At 65.4% G+C, this 16,442-nt stretch carries 12 protein-coding genes; 5 read left to right on the forward strand and 7 right to left on the reverse strand.

Features of this window, described 5'->3' with window-relative positions; translation table 11 throughout:
* Positions 1-457: 457 nt before the first annotated feature.
* The 6 genes from C693_RS23885 to C693_RS0119290 form a co-directional block, all read right to left on the reverse strand.
* A complete protein-coding gene (locus C693_RS23885; RefSeq protein ID WP_157798666.1) occupies positions 458-862 on the reverse strand; it encodes a hypothetical protein in 405 nt (134 codons plus the stop codon).
* 116 nt (positions 863-978) lie between these two features.
* Positions 979-1,854: an RNA helicase gene (locus C693_RS23890; RefSeq protein WP_157798667.1), complete on the reverse strand. Its 876-nt coding sequence runs from the start codon at positions 1,852-1,854 to the stop codon at positions 979-981.
* 100 nt (positions 1,855-1,954) lie between these two features.
* Entirely contained in the window at positions 1,955-2,671 is a 717-nt protein-coding gene (locus tag C693_RS23235; protein ID WP_157798668.1) for an ImmA/IrrE family metallo-endopeptidase, read from the reverse strand.
* A 26-nt stretch (positions 2,672-2,697) separates the two neighbouring features.
* Positions 2,698-3,450 (reverse strand): NrdJb, encoded by a 753-nt coding sequence (locus tag C693_RS0119280; RefSeq protein WP_017463922.1) that lies wholly within the window; start codon positions 3,448-3,450, stop codon positions 2,698-2,700.
* A 208-nt stretch (positions 3,451-3,658) separates the two neighbouring features.
* On the reverse strand, positions 3,659-4,258 hold the full coding sequence (locus C693_RS23895) for a hypothetical protein (protein ID WP_017463923.1): 600 nt from the start codon (positions 4,256-4,258) through the stop codon (positions 3,659-3,661).
* 102 nt (positions 4,259-4,360) lie between these two features.
* Positions 4,361-6,508: an adenosylcobalamin-dependent ribonucleoside-diphosphate reductase gene (locus C693_RS0119290; RefSeq protein WP_043599335.1), complete on the reverse strand. Its 2,148-nt coding sequence runs from the start codon at positions 6,506-6,508 to the stop codon at positions 4,361-4,363.
* 486 nt (positions 6,509-6,994) lie between these two features.
* On the opposite strand from C693_RS0119290, the gene C693_RS0119295 reads away from it, so the two are divergent.
* The 5 genes from C693_RS0119295 to C693_RS0119315 all read left to right on the forward strand — a co-directional run bounded on the left by C693_RS0119295 (position 6,995) and on the right by C693_RS0119315 (position 14,022).
* The gene (locus C693_RS0119295) at positions 6,995-8,374 is read left to right on the forward strand and encodes a DegQ family serine endoprotease (RefSeq protein WP_017463925.1); all 1,380 of its coding nucleotides are present in this window, start codon (positions 6,995-6,997) and stop codon (positions 8,372-8,374) included.
* A gap of 234 nt (positions 8,375-8,608) precedes the next feature.
* The gene (locus tag C693_RS0119300) at positions 8,609-9,949 is read left to right on the forward strand and encodes a substrate-binding domain-containing protein (protein WP_017463926.1); all 1,341 of its coding nucleotides are present in this window, start codon (positions 8,609-8,611) and stop codon (positions 9,947-9,949) included.
* Between the two features lie 11 nt (positions 9,950-9,960).
* The gene (locus C693_RS0119305) at positions 9,961-10,653 is read left to right on the forward strand and encodes an HAD family hydrolase (protein ID WP_017463927.1); all 693 of its coding nucleotides are present in this window, start codon (positions 9,961-9,963) and stop codon (positions 10,651-10,653) included.
* Positions 10,654-10,783: 130 nt separating this feature from the next.
* Positions 10,784-12,163: a leucyl aminopeptidase family protein gene (locus tag C693_RS0119310; RefSeq protein ID WP_017463928.1), complete on the forward strand. Its 1,380-nt coding sequence runs from the start codon at positions 10,784-10,786 to the stop codon at positions 12,161-12,163.
* Positions 12,164-12,273: 110 nt separating this feature from the next.
* Positions 12,274-14,022, forward strand: coding sequence for a M1 family metallopeptidase (locus C693_RS0119315; protein WP_017463929.1), 1,749 nt, complete (start codon positions 12,274-12,276; stop codon positions 14,020-14,022).
* Positions 14,023-14,171: 149 nt separating this feature from the next.
* On the opposite strand, the gene C693_RS0119320 is transcribed toward C693_RS0119315, so the two are convergent.
* Positions 14,172-16,442 carry a carboxy terminal-processing peptidase gene (locus C693_RS0119320; RefSeq protein ID WP_017463930.1) on the reverse strand — a complete coding sequence of 757 codons (2,271 nt, stop codon included), beginning with the start codon at positions 16,440-16,442 and terminating at the stop codon, positions 14,172-14,174.

Raw genomic sequence — 16,442 nt, forward strand, 5'->3', positions numbered from 1 at the left:
GCGCCTTCGGCTGATCACGCTGGCGGTCGCAGGCCGGAACCTGGGGTTGGACACGAGCCAGCACTCTGAAAGGTCGCGACCGCCGGCACCCGTGTTGCACGCAGGACCGCACGCGGACCGAGCCACCCAAGGGTGGGATTAAAGCCCGAGACTCTGTGCGACGCACGACGCGCACCTGGACGGTATCCGCGATGACCGATGAGTGTTTGGAACAAAGGGCCGCTTGCGCGGCCCTAGCCAGAATGGTGACTGGCGCGATCTTGGCGCCGCCGGAAACACAGCGGCTGGTGGTCAGCGGCACGACGGGCACTTACTCTTCGGCAACGCCGGGGGCGGGCAACTACGTGCCTATTGACCCCGGCGGCGAAATGGTGACCCCTGGTTTTACTCTACTCTGCGGGAAAGTGCACTCTGACCCCAGTTTTTCCGCGGGAAAGTGCACTCTGACCCCAGTTTTTCACTTCGATATCTCGCGAGTGAATTCAGGATGCTGGTGCTGCACCCACTTTATACAAGCTGTATAAATCGCGCGCACCATTCTATCCCTCCTCCCGACGTCACCACCTCGAATAGTTTCAATTAAGTATTCGTACTCTTCATCACCAATTGAACTGATCGCCAATTTCTTTTCCGCCACGATAATAAGTGGAATCTCGGCAGCAAGACGGAATGCGTCATCAAAGAACGCCTGGAAGACGCTTGTTGGTGGCACCTCAGCCCTGTAGGAGTCAATTTCAGCTTGGACCACGGCAACCAAGTCTTCACGCATCTTAGACGGTAATGATGTCGGTGCTGCGCCGAGTCTTTGGAGCTCTTGATCGAGGCGGGCTTTATCTCCTGCAGAGCGAAGCCAACTCAACATGTGCATGTCCTCAATTTGAGAAACTTTATCCAAGATCAAGAGGGTAAATTTGGCCGCATTTGTTTAGCCACGCCCCATTTAGTCGACCAAATGGCGACCCCTGCTTTGTTGTCCAGCTAAAAGGGGAGCACCTTCCGGTTCACCAACTCTCTCAAGAAGTGAGGATCGCCGCAAACATTACGGACAGACGGAATATTCTCTAAAAAATCAATCGCCCCCGCCTCTTGCTCCGGTGTCAAGTATTCTGTATCCGCTCGCTCTCCAATACTTGCAAGATAATTTCGGATTTGCAAACTAATCTCACGTTCAGCGACGCGCTCTCTTGCCGAGGAAATCATCTTTGGATCTAAATTCGCCCACTCACTAGATTTCGAGCTCGCATAAGACCGAACATCTCTCCGCAAGGAGTTTAATTGCGCACTGAGGTCCTGAATCATCTTGGTCAGGAAAACCTCGTTTGAGACTTCCTTTTGATCCAGTTTCGGAACTCGGTACTCGCCAAAATTCTTTAAGAAGGTTGAATATGCCGGATCAGATTTATACGCCTGATACGTAGCTTTAACTTTTGTGAAGAGCTTTTCTTTAAATTGAACGACACTTCCGTACCGAAGATCCCTGGGATAACCGAGGTGCTCGATTGGCGAAGTATCGAAAGAGTAATTAGTCAAATCATCCTTAATGACTATGGTTGGCTTATCGAAGGCGAGCCGAAGCCCCAGCTCGAACATCACATTAGGATTCTTAGCGCTCACGTCGCAGATAACGACATCGTTATCATAGAGATTCTGTACAATGCGCTTTTGAATTATTCCCGACTCATCCGAGTCGCTAACCAGCCTAACGATAAATTGCGCAGGATCAATTGCCTCATTAATTATCTTTTTAACATCTGCCCAGTGTTGCTCGGTGTACCCGTCCATCGCGGATATCGGCATCACCAAGCCGCATACGGGGAGGGTGGTTTCGGTGCTTCCTTTAGCGCTATCGGCCATGACTTACGCCCACTCCGAGTCAAAGATTTGTTAGCAGGCCAATCAGCCAAAGAAAATTAAGCACACCGGACGCAAATGAAAAGGGACCGGAGGTCATGAATTAGTAGCGAATTAGGCCAAGATCCTCTAAGCGGATCGCCATCGCCGTCCTACTGACCCTGAACTGAGAATTGAGCGGCGCAAAGAATCTGCCATTGAACTGGCCAGTTGCTGCAACCAACATGGCGATTGCGCGGATGCTTTTATACCGCTCACGCACGAGATCCGCACCAACCCCGCACAAGGCATATGCCATTTCTTCTGAGAGCTCAATAAACTCAACGCGGAAGCACTCAGAAAACTGCCTGCGAACAAGGCGCTCTGGCATTAAAAAGCTGGATGCAAAACGATCCGCCTCAATCTCCTTCCAACCTCTCGATTGACCAGCCTTCTCCAACGGCACATCCCTATGCAGCTCGATAACCCCGGGATGGCAAATCTCATGACCCAACTCATGCGCTAACGTAAACCTCTGCAGCGGAGGCTCAAACAGTTGCGAAATAGACACGATTCGAGATTGTGGATTTATGCAGCCAGCAACTTCGCGCTTGACACCATTAACGTACATCTCGCCAAGAGAGCTTACTGACTGGATCCGATACCCGCGCTCGGCCAAAGCAACACCAGGCTCCAGTACCACAGTCGCGTCGTCCGGCCTACTACCACCGTTCAACTTCTTGTAGCGATGCCACAGGCGAGCCTGCACTTCATGTGCAAGCTTATCGATCTCGGCAAATTTCGCGTTGACAAAACTCGTAGAACCGGAAGCGTTGCCCATCATTGTGCGCCCTCAGGGCTGTTTGCTCACCCGCACTTCGAATACCCACAATTCAAACAAGTCTGGCACCCGTCCATCAGCACCAGCGCCTGGGTATTGCACTTGGCGCACATCGTGGCGCCGGGCGGGAAGCCGGAGGCGGTGGGCTCGGCGTTGCCGCTGGAAGGGGTCGCGGCTGAAGCCGCTCCTACAGGGGTGCTGGCCTGCTCGTAGGCGGCGCGCTTCTCGGCGATCAGCCGCTTGGTGGCCTCGTCCATCTCCGGGTCGACGATCAGGCCGATGTGCTTCATGTGCTGCTCGATCACCGCGCCGATCTCGGCCACGATGGACGGCATGTAGACGCCGCCGGCCTTGAAGTAGCCGCCGCGCGGGTCGAACACGGCCTTCATCTCCTCGGCCAGGAAGGTGACGTCGCCGCCCTTGCGGAACACGGCGGAGATGATGCGGGTGAGCGCCACGATCCACTGGAAGTGGTCCATGTTCTTCGAGTTGATGAAGATCTCGAAGGGGCGGCGCTGCTCGTGCGCGGTGCCGGCGTTGAGCACGATGTCGTTGATGGTGACGTAGAGCGCGTGCTCGAACAGCGGCGACTTGATCTTGTAGGTTTCGCCGACGAGCTGCTCGGGGCGCTCGACGCTTTCGTGCATCTGGATGACTTCCGCCTTGGGCGCCTCTTTCTTCTCGGGCACGGCGGGAGTGGAGGCAGCGGCCGGCGCGGCCTTGTCTTCGGGCTTGACGACGGCGTAGCCCTTGATTTTCTTTTCGATCTTGATCGCCATGGTGTGTGCTTCTTGTCTGGATGGTTGGCGGATAAGTCGGCGCGCGGCGCTGGGAGATACCTGGTGTCCGGCCCCCTGAAGACGCTGGATTCCGGCCTTCGCCGGAATGACGATCAGGAGGCGGCGGGATGGATGGGCGAGGCCCAGCCTTCTCTCCCGTGGAGAAAAGACAGCCGGCCCGGCGGACCGGGCCGGCTGCGTTCACGACTTACTTCTTGCGGGCGGCCTTCTTGGCGGCGGGCTTCTTGGCCTTCGCCACCTTGACGCTCGCCTTCTTGCTGGCAGTGGACCTCTTGGCTGCCTTGGGGGCGGCCTTTTTCACGGCGGCCTTCTTGGCCGTCTTCTTGGGAGCGGCTTTCTTCACCGCTTTCTTGCTGCTGACCTTCTTTGCAGCCTTCTTCGGTGCCGCCTTCTTGGCGACCTTCTTGGCAGCCTTCTTCGGGGCGGCCTTCTTCACCGCCTTCTTGGCGACTTTCTTGGCGACTTTCTTGGCAGCGGCCTTCTTCGGCGCAGCCTTCTTCACTGCCTTCTTGGCCGTCTTCTTGGCGGCCGCCTTCTTCGGGGCCGCCTTCTTGGCCGCGGCCTTCTTCACCGCCTTCTTGGCGGTTTTCTTGGCAGCGGCCTTCTTCGGCGCAGCCTTCTTGGCGGCCGCCTTCTTCGGAGCCGCCTTCTTGGCCGCGGCCTTCTTGGCAGGCTTCTTCTTGCCCGGAGCCTTCTTCGGCGCCGCAGTCACCACCGGCGCGGCGGCTTCGGCTGCGGGAGCCGCGTCGGCGGCCGGTACGTCTTTCACTTCGGTATCGATGGACATGCTGGGGTTCCCCTCCGACTGTTATTGGTGCTTGCCGTGCGTCCGTGGCGGAAGTCGCCACGGACAAGACTACAACCGGTGCGCCGAGCCTGGTCCGAGCACTCAGAACTTGCCGTAATAGCCTTCCTTCAAGGCATCGAAGAGGTTTGCCGCGGTGTGCATTTCACCGTCGTACTCCACCTGCTCATTGCCTTTCAGTTCGACAACGCTACCGTCTTCCAATTCGAAGCGGTAGAGGGTGTTCTCAAGGTCGGCTTCCTTCACCAGCACGCCCTGGAAAGCGGCCGGGTTGAAGCGGAACGTGGTGCAGCCCTTGAGGCCCTGTTTGTACGCGTAGAAGTAGATGTCCTTGAAGTCTTCGTACGGATAGTCGGTGGGGACGTTGGCGGTCTTGGAAATGGACGAGTCGATCCATTTCTGCGAGGCGGCCTGGATGTCCACGTGCTCCTTCGGGCTGATGTCGTCGGCGGCCACGAAGTAGTCCGGCAGCTTGGCGTCCGGTTCGTTGGCGTAAGGCATGGCCTTGCCGTTGATCAGCTCGCGGTAGGCGAGCAGCTCGTAGCTGAACACCTCCACCTTTTCCTTGGACTTCTTGCCCTCACGGATCACGTTGCGCGAGTAGTGGTGGGCAAAGCTGGGCTCGATGCCGTTGGAGGCATTGTTGGCCAGCGACAGCGAGATCGTGCCGGTGGGCGCGATCGAGGAGTGGTGGGTGAAGCGGGCACCGACCTCGGCCAGCTCCTTCACCAGGTTGGGGGCCACGCTGGCCACCCGCTGCATGTAGCGGCTGTATTTGGCGTGCAGCACGCGGCCGGGGATGGTGTCGCCGACCTTGTAGCCGTCGGCCACCATCTCCGGACGCTTGCGCAGCATGTCGCCGGTGACGGTGAACTCGCGGGCCAGGATCGGGGCCGGGCCCTTTTCCTTCGCCAGCTCCAGCGCCACTTCCCAGCCGGCCACGGCCATTTCGCGCGAGACGTCCTCGGTGAAGCTGACCGCGTCGTCCGAGCCGTAGCGCATCTTGAGCATGGTGAGGGTGCTCCCCAGGCCCAGGAAGCCCATGCCGTGGCGGCGCTTGCCCATGATCTCGTCGCGCTGCTGCTGCAGCGGCAGGCCGTTGATCTCCACCACGTTGTCGAGCATGCGGGTGAACACCTTCACCACTTCGCGGTACTCGTCCCAGTCGAAGCGGGCCTTGGGGCCGAACGGGTCGCGCACGAAGGTGGTGAGGTTGACCGAGCCGAGCAGGCACGAGCCGTACGGCGGCAGCGGCTGCTCGCCGCAGGGGTTGGTGGCGCGGATGTGCTCGCACCACCAGTTGTTGTTCATCTCGTTGACCTTGTCGATCAGGATGAACCCGGGCTCCGCGTAGTCGTACGTGGAGACCATGATCATGTCCCACAGGTGGCGGGCACGGATGGAGCCGTAGATCTTGCAGGCGACCAGGCCGTCCTCGCGCTCCACGTAGTTGTCGTGGGTCGGCCACTCGCGCCAGACGACCTTGGTCGGGTCGTCCAGGTCGAGGTCGCCCTGCTCCTTGACGTGGATCGGGAACACCAGCGGCCAGTCTTCGTCGTGCTCGACCGCTTCCATGAAGCCGCCGGTGACCAGCAGCGACAGGTTGAACTGGCGCAGGCGGCCATCCTCGCGCTTGGCGCGGATGAACTCCTTCACGTCCGGATGGCTGACGTCGAACGTGCCCATCTGCGCGCCGCGACGGCCACCGGCCGAGGACACGGTGAAGCACATCTTGTCGTAGATATCCATGAAGGACAGCGGACCGGACGTGTAGGCGCCGGCGCCGGACACGTACGCGCCGCGCGGACGCAGCGTGGAGAACTCGTAGCCGATGCCGCAGCCGGCCTTCAGCGTGAGCCCGGCCTCGTGCACCTTCTCCAGGATGTCGTCCATGGAGTCGCGGATGGTGCCCGAGACGGTGCAGTTGATGGTGCTGGTGGCGGGCTTGTGCTCCAGCGCACCGGCGTTGGAGGTGATGCGGCCGGCCGGGATCGCGCCACGGCGCAGCGCCCAGACGAAACGCTCGTACCAGTGCTCGCGCAGTTCCGGCGTGGCTTCCACCTCGGCCAGGGCGCGCGCGACGCGGCGGTAGGTGCCGTCCATGCTGTCGTCGACCGGTTCGCCGGCCTTGTTCTTCAAACGGTACTTCTTGTCCCAGATGTCGAAGGACGCCGGCTGCAGAGGAATCTGCACGGCATCGCGACCCACTGCTGGCGCGCGAGCGGTACTCATCGGTTTACTGACCTCCGGATGCCGCCTCACGACGGCATGTAGTTGCTTGTCGACTCGACCGTTCGCAACGACTCGCCGGTGCTGCATCGGGCCCGCCACGGGGCCATGGGCAGATCGCCTGGCGGCATCGCTCGTTGCAACGGCCGCCCCCTCGAGAGACAACCATTACCACACCAGCTTTGGGGTAGAACCCCAGGACGCGCACACAAGATGTTGTGGTTGCGAACGGATGGAGACCGTACCGCCGGGCCGGCGCGAAGTAAAGAATTTTTTGCGCTTTTTGACGCCTCGGCGACAGCGCGGTAGAGCATGTCGCGGCAGGCATCGGCGGCGAAGCCGCGACGTGGCGCGGCCCGGCCGGAAATCACCTGCGCCGTCCACGCATGCGACGCGCCGGAACCCTCGCCGTCGCCGACAGTCGAATCCCGGTTCGCGATGCGCGATGCGCGTCGCCGCCCCTCGAACCACTTCACGAAGGAGGAATGCATGAAGCTCCCGAATCGTCGCCTCGGGCGCGGGCTGGTCCTGTGCTGCGCCCTGCTGCTGGGTGCGCTGCCGCTTGCCAGCCGCGCCACCCTGCCCCCCGCGGTCGACGGCCAGCCGCTGCCGTCGCTGGCGCCGATGCTGAAGAAGGTGACGCCGGCGGTGGTGAACATCTCCACCAAGACCCGCGTGCAGGTCAGCGACCCGTATTTCAGCGACCCGCTGTTCCGCCAGTTCTTCGGCCTGCCCGACGTGCCGCGCGAGCGCACCGAGCAGAGCCTGGGCTCGGGCGTGATCGTGGATGCCGACAAGGGCTACATCCTGACCAACAACCATGTGGTCGGCGGCGCGGACGACATCACCGTGACGCTGCAGGACGGGCGCAACTTCAAGGGCACGCTGATCGGCACCGATCCGGACACCGACATCGCGGTGGTGCAGATCCACGCCAGCGGCCTCGAGGCGCTGCCGATGGCGGACTCCTCGAAGCTGCAGGTGGGCGACTTCGTGGTGGCGGTGGGCGACCCGTTCGGGCTGGGCCAGACGGTGACCTCGGGCATCGTCTCGGCGCTGGGCCGCTCGGGCCTGGGCGGCACCAACTACCAGAACTTCATCCAGACCGACGCCTCGATCAACCCGGGCAATTCCGGCGGCGCGCTGGTGAACCTGCGTGGCGAGCTGGTGGGCATCAACTCGATGATCTTCTCGCCGTCCGGCGCCAGCGCGGGCATCGGCTTCGCCATCCCGACCAACCTCTCCGGCGACGTGATGAAGCAGCTGATCGCGCACGGCCGGGTGCAGCGCGGCACGCTGGGCCTGGAGACGCAGGACATCACCCCGCGCATCGCCCGCCTGCTCGGCGTGTCCGGCACCGAGGGCGCGGTGGTGACGCGCGTGGCCGATGGGTCCACCGCCGATGCGGCCGGCATCCAGCCCGGCGACGTGATCACCGCGCTCAACGGCAAGCCGCTGCACGACAGCAACGAGCTGCGCAACAGCGAGGGCCTGCTGCCGCTGGGCAGCCGGGTGACGCTGGAACTGATGCGCAACGGCAAGGAGCGCGAGGTGGGCGCCACGCTGGCCGCGGAAAAACTGGCGACCCTGGCCGGTGCGCGGCTGGACCCGCGGCTGGCGGGCGTGGATTTCAGCGATCTCGGCCAGGGCGATCGTTCGCAGGGGCTGGCCGGCGTGCGCGTGACCGAGGTGCGGCCCGGCAGTCTCGCCGCGCGCAGCGGCCTGCAGAAGGGCGACCTGGTGATCGGCGTGGGCAACCGTCGCATCACCAGCGTGCGCGGCCTGCAGGGGCTGGCCGGCGTGCATCCGCGCCAGCTCGCGCTGGCGGTGGCCGACGACGATGGCATGCATTACGTGGTGATCGAGTAGGCGCAAGGGGCCGTGCGACCGGTTCGCGCGGCCCCGGCCCTGACGACCGGCGCACAAACGCACAGTGAAGCGGCGCACAGCCGCGGCGCTTCCTTAACGCCAGCCCTCGTGTGTGCTTGATGTTTACGGGGTGGACCGATGAAATAGCCCCCTCGCTGCCATGCGATGGACCGCAAGGCGCCGCGTCGTGTCACGACGCCATCCCAAAGCACGTCCTCGAGGTAGTCCGCCGTCATGTCCTTCCGTCCCGTCCGCCTGCTGCCGGTCGCCCTCGTCGGCCTCTGCCTTGCCACCTCCGTCGTCGCCAGGACGAAGCACACCTCCAGCCACCACGGCGCGGCACACGCGGGCGGCCCGGCGCTGATCTGGCGCGGCGACGTCACCGTGGCCCACGGCGTGGTGGACGACATGGCCAAGGCCTGGCAGCGCGCCGGCCGCGGCAGCGTGACGGTGCAGCCGTTCAATACCGCTTCGGGCCTGGACGCGGTGCGCCTGGGCTCGGCCGACATCGCCGGTGCCGCGCGCGGCGCCAGCATGGATCCGAACGAGGCCGGCCTGACCTTCACGCCGGTGGCGTGGGACGCCCTGGTGATGGTGACCCACCCGTCCAACCCGGTGAGCAGCCTCACGCTCAAGCAGCTGCACGACATCTACTACGGCAAGATCACCAACTGGTCGCAGGTCGGCGGCCGCAACGAGCCGATCGACGTGAACGCGGTGGCCAGCCCGGCCGACGGCGTGGAATACAGCCTGCGCACCCTGCTGTTCGGCCGCGGCAACCAGCCGGTGGCCGCGCCGCGCCAGTACCTCAACACCACGTCGCTGCAGCAGGGCATCGCGCTGGACACCAAGGGCCTGGGCGCGACCACGCTGTCCAACGTGGTCGGTAACCCGAAACTGAAGATGCTGCGCATCGACGGCGTCGCGCCGACCCGCGCCAACGTCGCCAACGGCAGCTATCCGCTGTACACCCCGCTCTACCTGATCACCCGTTCGTCCGGCCCGAAGGCCGCGCAGGCGCAGGCCTTCGTCGACTTCGCCAACTCCCCCACCGGTGCCGAGGTGATCCGTCGCCACGACCTGGTGCCGTACCAGGATGGCGCCATGCTCGCCTCGATGGACGCCTCGCGCCGCGGCAAGATCCTCGCCGAGGTGGGCGCGCGCGCAGTGGCCCAGCCGACCGCCACGCCGATCGCCGCACCGGGCGCGACCTACGCCGCCGGCGCCGCCCGCGCGCCGACCTCCGAGCGCACCCTGGCCGCACGCCAGGCGCTGGAAGAGCGCCGCGCCCACGACGCCCAGGAGAAGGCCGACGAAGCCGGTCGCGCCAGCCTCGCCGGGGTGGATGGCCAGGCGACCACGGTGGAGTCCTCGTCCGACCAGCGCTTCGCCAGGGTCGACGCGAGCGCTTCGCAGCCGCAGCTGAAGGGCAAGTCGTACAAGGTGGGGCGTGGCGACACGCTCTCCTCGATCGCCCACAAGCACTCGGTGACGGTGGCCGACCTGCGCCGCTGGAACCATCTGCGCAGCGACAGCGTGAAGCCGGGCCAGGTGCTGGTGGTCAGCCCGCGCTGAGCGTGCCGGGCGTGACGATCCGCGCACTGACGCTGGATCTGGACGACACCCTGTGGCCGGTGTGGCCGGCGCTGGAACGCGCCGACCAGGACGTGCACGCGTGGCTGCGCACGCATCATCCGGCCGTGGCCGAGGCCTGGCCGATTCCGGCGATGCGCGAGCTGCGCGCCCGCATCGCCGCCGAGCGCACCGACCTGGCGCACGACTTCACCACCCAGCGTCACCTCACCATGCGCTACGCGTTCGCCGCCTGCGGCATCGACGAGGCCCCGGTGGATGCGCTGTGGGAGGTGTACTTCGCCGCGCGCAACGCGGTGGAGCTTTATGAGGACAGCCTGCCCGCGCTGCGCCGCATCGCCGGCCGCTGGCCGGTGGCCGCGCTCACCAACGGCAATGCCGACCTGGAGCGCGTGGGCATCGCCGCGCATTTCCGGCATCACGTGAGCGCGCGGGAGATCGGCGCACCCAAGCCGGATCCGGCGATCTTCCGCGCTGCGCTGGAGCGACTGGGTGCGGCCCCGCACGAAGTGCTGCACGTCGGCGACGACCCGGCGCTGGACGTGGCCGGCGCCCGTGCCGTCGGTCTGCGCGTGGCGTGGATCAACCGCCGTGGCGAACCCTGGCCGGCCGAACTCGGCGATCCGCCCGAGCTGGACCTGCCGGACATGACCGCGCTGGCCGACTGGCTGGACGCCCACGCGTAGCCAGCACGGGTACGAAGCGCGCATCATGTCGCGTTGTCCCGCACGTGCCGGCATCGCCGGCGCGCTCCCCGATCCGCCGGGACACCGTTTCCGTCAGCGCGCCCTCGCGGCGCGACGCCAAGGAGCCACCATGTCCGTCCTGATCGAACGCAAGCGCAGCGACCGCCGCAGCCTCCCCATCGAAACCGTCACGCCCGCCACCCTGGCCGCCGCGCGCAAGCGTCTGAGCGCCGCGCAGAAACGCTGGCTGGACGAATGGACGTTCGAGGCCACCCCCGGCGCGCAGGCGCTGCTGGCCGATGCCGGCGGCAAGCTGGCGCGGGTGCTGGTGGGCGTGGACCCGGCCGATCCGCTCGGCGCACTGGCCGGCCTGCCGATGTCGCTGCCGCCCGGCCATTACCACCTCGCCGACGAGGGTGTGACGCTGGATGCGCGGCAGGCCGCACTCGGCTGGGCATTGGGCGCCTACCAGTTCACCCGCTACCGCAAGCCGCGCCGCGCGCCGGCGACGCTGGCCGTGCCGGCCGGGGATCTCAAGGCGCTGACGCCGCTGGTGGAAGCCACCGCGCTGGTGCGCGACCTGGTCAACACGCCGACCGAGGACATGGGACCCGAGCAGCTCGGTGACGCCGTGCACAAGCTCGGCAAGGCGCACAAGGCCAAGGTGCGCGACTGGGTGGGCAACGAACTGCTCAAGCACAATTTCCCCACCATCCACGCGGTGGGCCGCGCCAGCCATCGCGAGCCGCGGCTGATCGAGCTGAGCTGGGGCAAGCAGAGCCATCCGAAACTGGTGATCGTCGGCAAGGGCGTGTGCTTCGACACCGGCGGCCTGAACCTCAAGGGCGGCGACGGCATGCGCTGGATGAAGAAGGACATGGGTGGCGCCGCGCACGCCATCGCGCTGGCCAGCCTGGTGATGGACGCGAAGCTGCCGGTGCGGCTGACCCTGCTGGTGCCGGCGGTGGAGAACGCGGTCAGCGGCAACGCGATGCGTCCGGGCGAAGTGATCACCACCCGCGCCGGCATCACCGTGGAGGTGGACAACACCGACGCCGAGGGCCGGCTGATCCTGTGCGACGCGCTGGCCTATGCCAGCGAGCAGAAGCCGGACCTGATCGTCGACTTCGCCACGCTCACCGGCGCCGCCCGCGTGGCGCTGGGCCCGGACCTGCCGGCACTGTTCGCCAACCGCGACGAGCTGGCCGAGGCAGTACTCGCCGCCGGCAAGCGCACCGCCGATCCGCTGTGGCAACTGCCGCTGTGGCGGCCGTACCGCAAGATGCTCGACTCCTACCTGGCCGACATGGCCAACTCCGGCGCCTCGCGGCATGCCGGGGCGATCACCGCCGCGCTGTACCTGGAGCGTTTCGTGCCCGAATCGCAGGCGTGGATGCACCTGGACACCTACGCCTGGAACGACGGCGACCGCCCGGGCCGCCCGCGCGGTGGCGAGGCGATGGGCCTGCGCGCGTTCTTCGATTTCCTCGCCGCGCGCTACACGGGCTGAGTGTCGCGCCCGCAATCCTCGCGGGCGCGAGCCATGACTTCTGGCGCACTCGCCGCCCCCATGGGGGCGGCATGCTCGGGGTTTGTTCGTCGCTTGCCGGAGATGCACCGATGACCCTTCGCCCTGCCCTGCTGCCGCTTTGCGCCGCGCTGACTCTCGTGCTCGCCCCGCATGCCTACGCGGCGGATGCCCCGGCCAAGCAGCCGCCACTGACCGCGCTGACGCTCAGCTCGGGCGGCCCGATGCCGGTGGAGCAGACGCGGGTGCATTTCGACCATGCCGAGCTGCATTTCACGCTGGACATCCCGCACAAGCGGCTGGCCGGCGATGCGCGACTCACCTTCACCGCACTCGCGCCCACCGATGCGGTCGTGCTGGACCTGGACCGCGAACTGCCGATCTCGCAGGTCACCGTGGACGGCAAGCCGATGCCGGCCAGCAGCTGGAGCAATCCCGAGGGACGCCTCAAGGTCACCCTGCCCCACGCGCTGGCCAAGGGCGACCAGGTCACCGTGGGCGTGCGCTATGCCGGTGCACCGCACGTGGCGAAGAACGCGCCGTGGGACGGTGGCTTCGTCTGGGCCACCACACCCGGCGGCAAGCCCTGGGTCGCCAGCGCGGTGGAGGGTGAGGGCTGCGACCTGTTCTGGCCGTGCATCGACCAGCCCACCGGCGAACCCGACCTGGTCGACACCTGGGTCACCGTGCCGAAGGACCTCGCCGCGCCCGGCAATGGCGTGCTGGTCGGCATCGAGAACCATGGCGCCACGCGCACCTGGCACTGGCGTGCGAAGCACCCGGATACCTACGCGATCACGATCAACGTGGGGCCGTTCAAGGAGCTCAAGGGCAACTACGCCAGCCGCTACGGCAACACCATCCCGATGCAGTTCTGGTACCTGCCCGAGCACGAGGCACAGGCGAAGGAGCTGTTTGCCGGCTTCAAGCCGATGCTGGACTTCTTCGAGCAGGAGATCGGCCCCTACCCGTTCGGCGACGAGAAGATGGGCGTGGTGGAAACCCCGCACAAGGGCATGGAGCACCAGACCATCAACGCCTACGGCAACCACTACGTGAAGGACGGCTTCGGTTTCGACCGCCTGCTGCAGCACGAATTCGCGCACGAGTGGTTCGGCAACCAGGTCACCAACTCGAACTGGGACGACATGTGGCTGCACGAGGGCTTCGGCACCTACATGCAGCCGCTCTACAGCCAGTACCTGTACGGCGACATGGATTACTTCGACTGGCTGCACCAGCTGCGGATGATGGTGCGCGACCAGAAGCCGATCGTCTCCGGCGAGCGGCGCACGGAGGACGACGTCTACAACCCCAAGACCGGCCCGGGCCAGGACATCTACAACAAGGGCGCGCTGCTGCTGCACACGCTGCGCCAGCTGATCGGCGACGACGCGTTCTTCACCTCCATCCGCGAGCTGGTCTACGGCCGCCCCGACCCGAAGCCCGGCAACTTCCAGCCGCGCTACGCGACCACGAAGGACTACATCGACATCGTGGACCGGGTCACCGGCAAGGACTATGGCTGGTTCTTCAAGGTGTACCTGTACGACGCCGCGCTGCCGAAGCTCATCGAGGAACGCCACGGCGACACCCTCGCGTTCCACTGGCAGACCGAGCACGGCGAACCGTTCCCGATGCCGCTGGACGTGCAGGTCGGCCACACGGTGCAGACGCTGCCGATGACCGATGGCCATGGCGAGGTGCACGCTGCGCCGGGCACGCTGGTGATCGCCGACCCGCACTCGAAGGTGCTGCGCGAGATGCCGCACGTGCAGGCGTTCCAGCAGTGGCTGGAGCAGCAGAAGCAGGCCCGGGCAAAGGCTGACGCCAAATCCTGACGCCCCCGTAGGAGCCCGCTCGCGGGCGATGCTCTTGCTCCTGATCCACATCGAAGCAGAAAAGCATCGCCCGCGAGCGGGCTCCTACCGGGCCCATGAAAAAGCCGGCGCGCAGGCGCCGGCTTTTTTATCCCTCGAGGCGGAGCGCCTCAGGGCTTGGTCCGCGTCTCCGCTGTTGCCGCGGCCGGGGTCGGCGCGGCCGCCACCGTGCGCTCGGAGAACTTGCCGCCGTAGGGCAGCACCTCGGCGGCCAGCTTCGGATTGGACTGGATCAGGCCGATCGCGTCGAACAGGATGTGTGCGGTCTCGTCCAGCTCCACGTCCTTGGCCTCCTTGGCCTCCTTCTCGGCCTTGAGCTCGGACTTCAGGCTGCGCTCGTTGGCGTTGAGGCCGTCGTCCAGCGTGCTGTCCGGGTTGGACGGCACCGCGTCACCGTCGATCGCCTTGCGCCGGGCCAGGAAGTCGGCCTGGATCTTGTCCAGCTCCTTACGCTCGGCGAGGCGCTTGTCGTAGTTGAGCGAGATGGTGGTCTTGTCGCGCATCTTCTTGTACTGCGCGAGCTGGTCGAGCATCAGCTTCCACGCCGGCGACTTGGCCACGCGCGCGTCGTGCATCTGCGTGAGCTGCGGCAGGTAGGCCTTCAGGTCCGCCACCGGCTTGTAGTCGGCCGGCGGAATCTGCGTCCACGGCAGCGCGTTGTCGTAGGTGGACTCGCCGAAATCCTTCTCGTCGCCGTTCTTCGGGTACTGGATGTCCGGCGTCACGCCCTTGAGCTGGGTGGAGCCGCCGTTGATGCGGAAGAACTCGGCGATGGTCATCTTCAGCTCGCCCATCTGCGGCTTCTCGCCGGCGGTCTGGGCGAAGCGGTCGAGGTCGACCAGGTTCTGCACGGTGCCCTTGCCGAAGGTCGGCTCGCCGATCACCAGGCCGCGACCGTAGTCCTGGATCGCCGCGGAGAAGATCTCCGAGGCCGAGGCGGTGCCGCGGTTGACCAGCACGGCCATCGGACCGCTCCAGGCCAGACCCGGCTGGTCGTCGCCCTCGACTTCGACATCACCGTCGGCCTTGCGCACCTGCACCACCGGGCCCTTGTCGATGAACAGGCCGGTGAGCTCGTTGGCCTCGTCCAGCGAACCGCCGCCGTTGTTGCGCAGGTCCACGATCACGCCCTGCACGCCATCGGCCTTGAGCTTGGTGAGCAGCTTGGCGACGTCGCGGGTGGCGCTCTTGTAGTTCGGATCGCCCTTGGCGCGGGCGGCGAAGTCGGCATAGAAGGTGGGCAGCTCGATCACGCCGATCTTGCGGGTGACGTCGCCGTCCTTCACGTCGATGACCTTGGACTTGGCCGCCTGCTCCTCGACCACGACCTTCTTGCGCACCAGCGTCACCAGCTCGTGCTTGCCGTCGGGACCGGCGTCGGCGGGCAGGATCTCCAGCCGCACGGTGGTGTCCTTCTTGCCACGGATCTTGGCGACCACGTCATCCAGGCGCCAGCCGATCACGTCGACCATCGGGCCGTTGTCCTGGCCGATCGCCACGATGCGGTCGCCCACGTGCAGCTTGCCGGACTTGGCCGCCGGGCCACCGGGCACCACCTCGCGGATCTGGGTGTACTCGTCGCGCGCCTGCAGCACCGCACCGATGCCCTCCAGCGAGAGCTTCATCGAAATGTCGAAGTTCTCCGCCAGGCGCGGGCCGAGGTAGTCGGTGTGTGGGTCGGTGGTTTCCGCGTAGGCGGTCATGAAGCTCTGGAACGCGTCCTCGCCATCGAGCTGCTTGATGCGGTCCAGCAGCGTGTTGTAGCGCTTGGTGAGCGTCTTGCGAATCTCGGCCTCGTCCTTGCCGGCGAGCTTCAGGCGCAGCCAGTCGTTCTTCACCCGCTCGCGCCAGAGGTTGTCCAGCTCGGCCTGGTTCTTCGGCCAGTCGGCCTTCTCGCGGTCGACGACGTAGCTTTCGTCCTTGGTGAAATCGAAGCCCTTGGACAGCAGTCCCAGCGCGTAGTGCATGCGCTCCTTGGCGCGCTGCACGTAGAGGTTGAAGATCGAGAACGGGCCGGTGAGATCCTTGTTCCAGATCGCATCGTCCAGCCGGGTCTTCAGCGGCGCGAACTTCGCCAGGTCCTCCTGGGTGAAGAACACCTTTTCGCCGTCGAGCTGGTCGAGGTACTTCTTGTAGATGCGCGCCGACATCGCGTCGTCGAGCGGCTGCGCGTCGTAGTGGAAGCGGGTGAGGAAGCGCGCGGAGAGCTGGGCGGCGTCCGCCTCGGTGGCGGTCGGCTCCAGCGGCAGGGTGGCGTACTTCGGCGCCGGGGCCGTGGAGGCGGCGCCGGCGGGCGCCGCACTGTCCTGGGCATGCACGCCCGGGACGCTGCCGGCGAAGGTGAAGGCGATCAGCAGGGCAAGCGCGGGGCGGAGGGTCAT

Origin of the sequence: Dyella ginsengisoli LA-4 (genome assembly GCF_000334915.1) — a bacterium.
Lineage (GTDB): Bacteria > Pseudomonadota > Gammaproteobacteria > Xanthomonadales > Rhodanobacteraceae > Dyella_A > Dyella_A ginsengisoli_A.

Coding starts and splice junctions, on each gene's coding strand:
- C693_RS23885 (WP_157798666.1), bottom strand. CDS start 862: ATGTTGAGTTGGCTTCGCTCTGCAGGAGATAAAGCCCGCCTCGATCAA.
- C693_RS23890 (WP_157798667.1), bottom strand. CDS start 1,854: ATGGCCGATAGCGCTAAAGGAAGCACCGAAACCACCCTCCCCGTATGC.
- C693_RS23235 (WP_157798668.1), bottom strand. CDS start 2,671: ATGGGCAACGCTTCCGGTTCTACGAGTTTTGTCAACGCGAAATTTGCC.
- C693_RS0119280 (WP_017463922.1), bottom strand. CDS start 3,450: ATGGCGATCAAGATCGAAAAGAAAATCAAGGGCTACGCCGTCGTCAAG.
- C693_RS23895 (WP_017463923.1), bottom strand. CDS start 4,258: ATGTCCATCGATACCGAAGTGAAAGACGTACCGGCCGCCGACGCGGCT.
- C693_RS0119290 (WP_043599335.1), bottom strand. CDS start 6,508: ATGAGTACCGCTCGCGCGCCAGCAGTGGGTCGCGATGCCGTGCAGATT.
- C693_RS0119295 (WP_017463925.1), top strand. CDS start 6,995: ATGAAGCTCCCGAATCGTCGCCTCGGGCGCGGGCTGGTCCTGTGCTGC.
- C693_RS0119300 (WP_017463926.1), top strand. CDS start 8,609: ATGTCCTTCCGTCCCGTCCGCCTGCTGCCGGTCGCCCTCGTCGGCCTC.
- C693_RS0119310 (WP_017463928.1), top strand. CDS start 10,784: ATGTCCGTCCTGATCGAACGCAAGCGCAGCGACCGCCGCAGCCTCCCC.
- C693_RS0119315 (WP_017463929.1), top strand. CDS start 12,274: ATGACCCTTCGCCCTGCCCTGCTGCCGCTTTGCGCCGCGCTGACTCTC.
- C693_RS0119320 (WP_017463930.1), bottom strand. CDS start 16,442: ATGACCCTCCGCCCCGCGCTTGCCCTGCTGATCGCCTTCACCTTCGCC.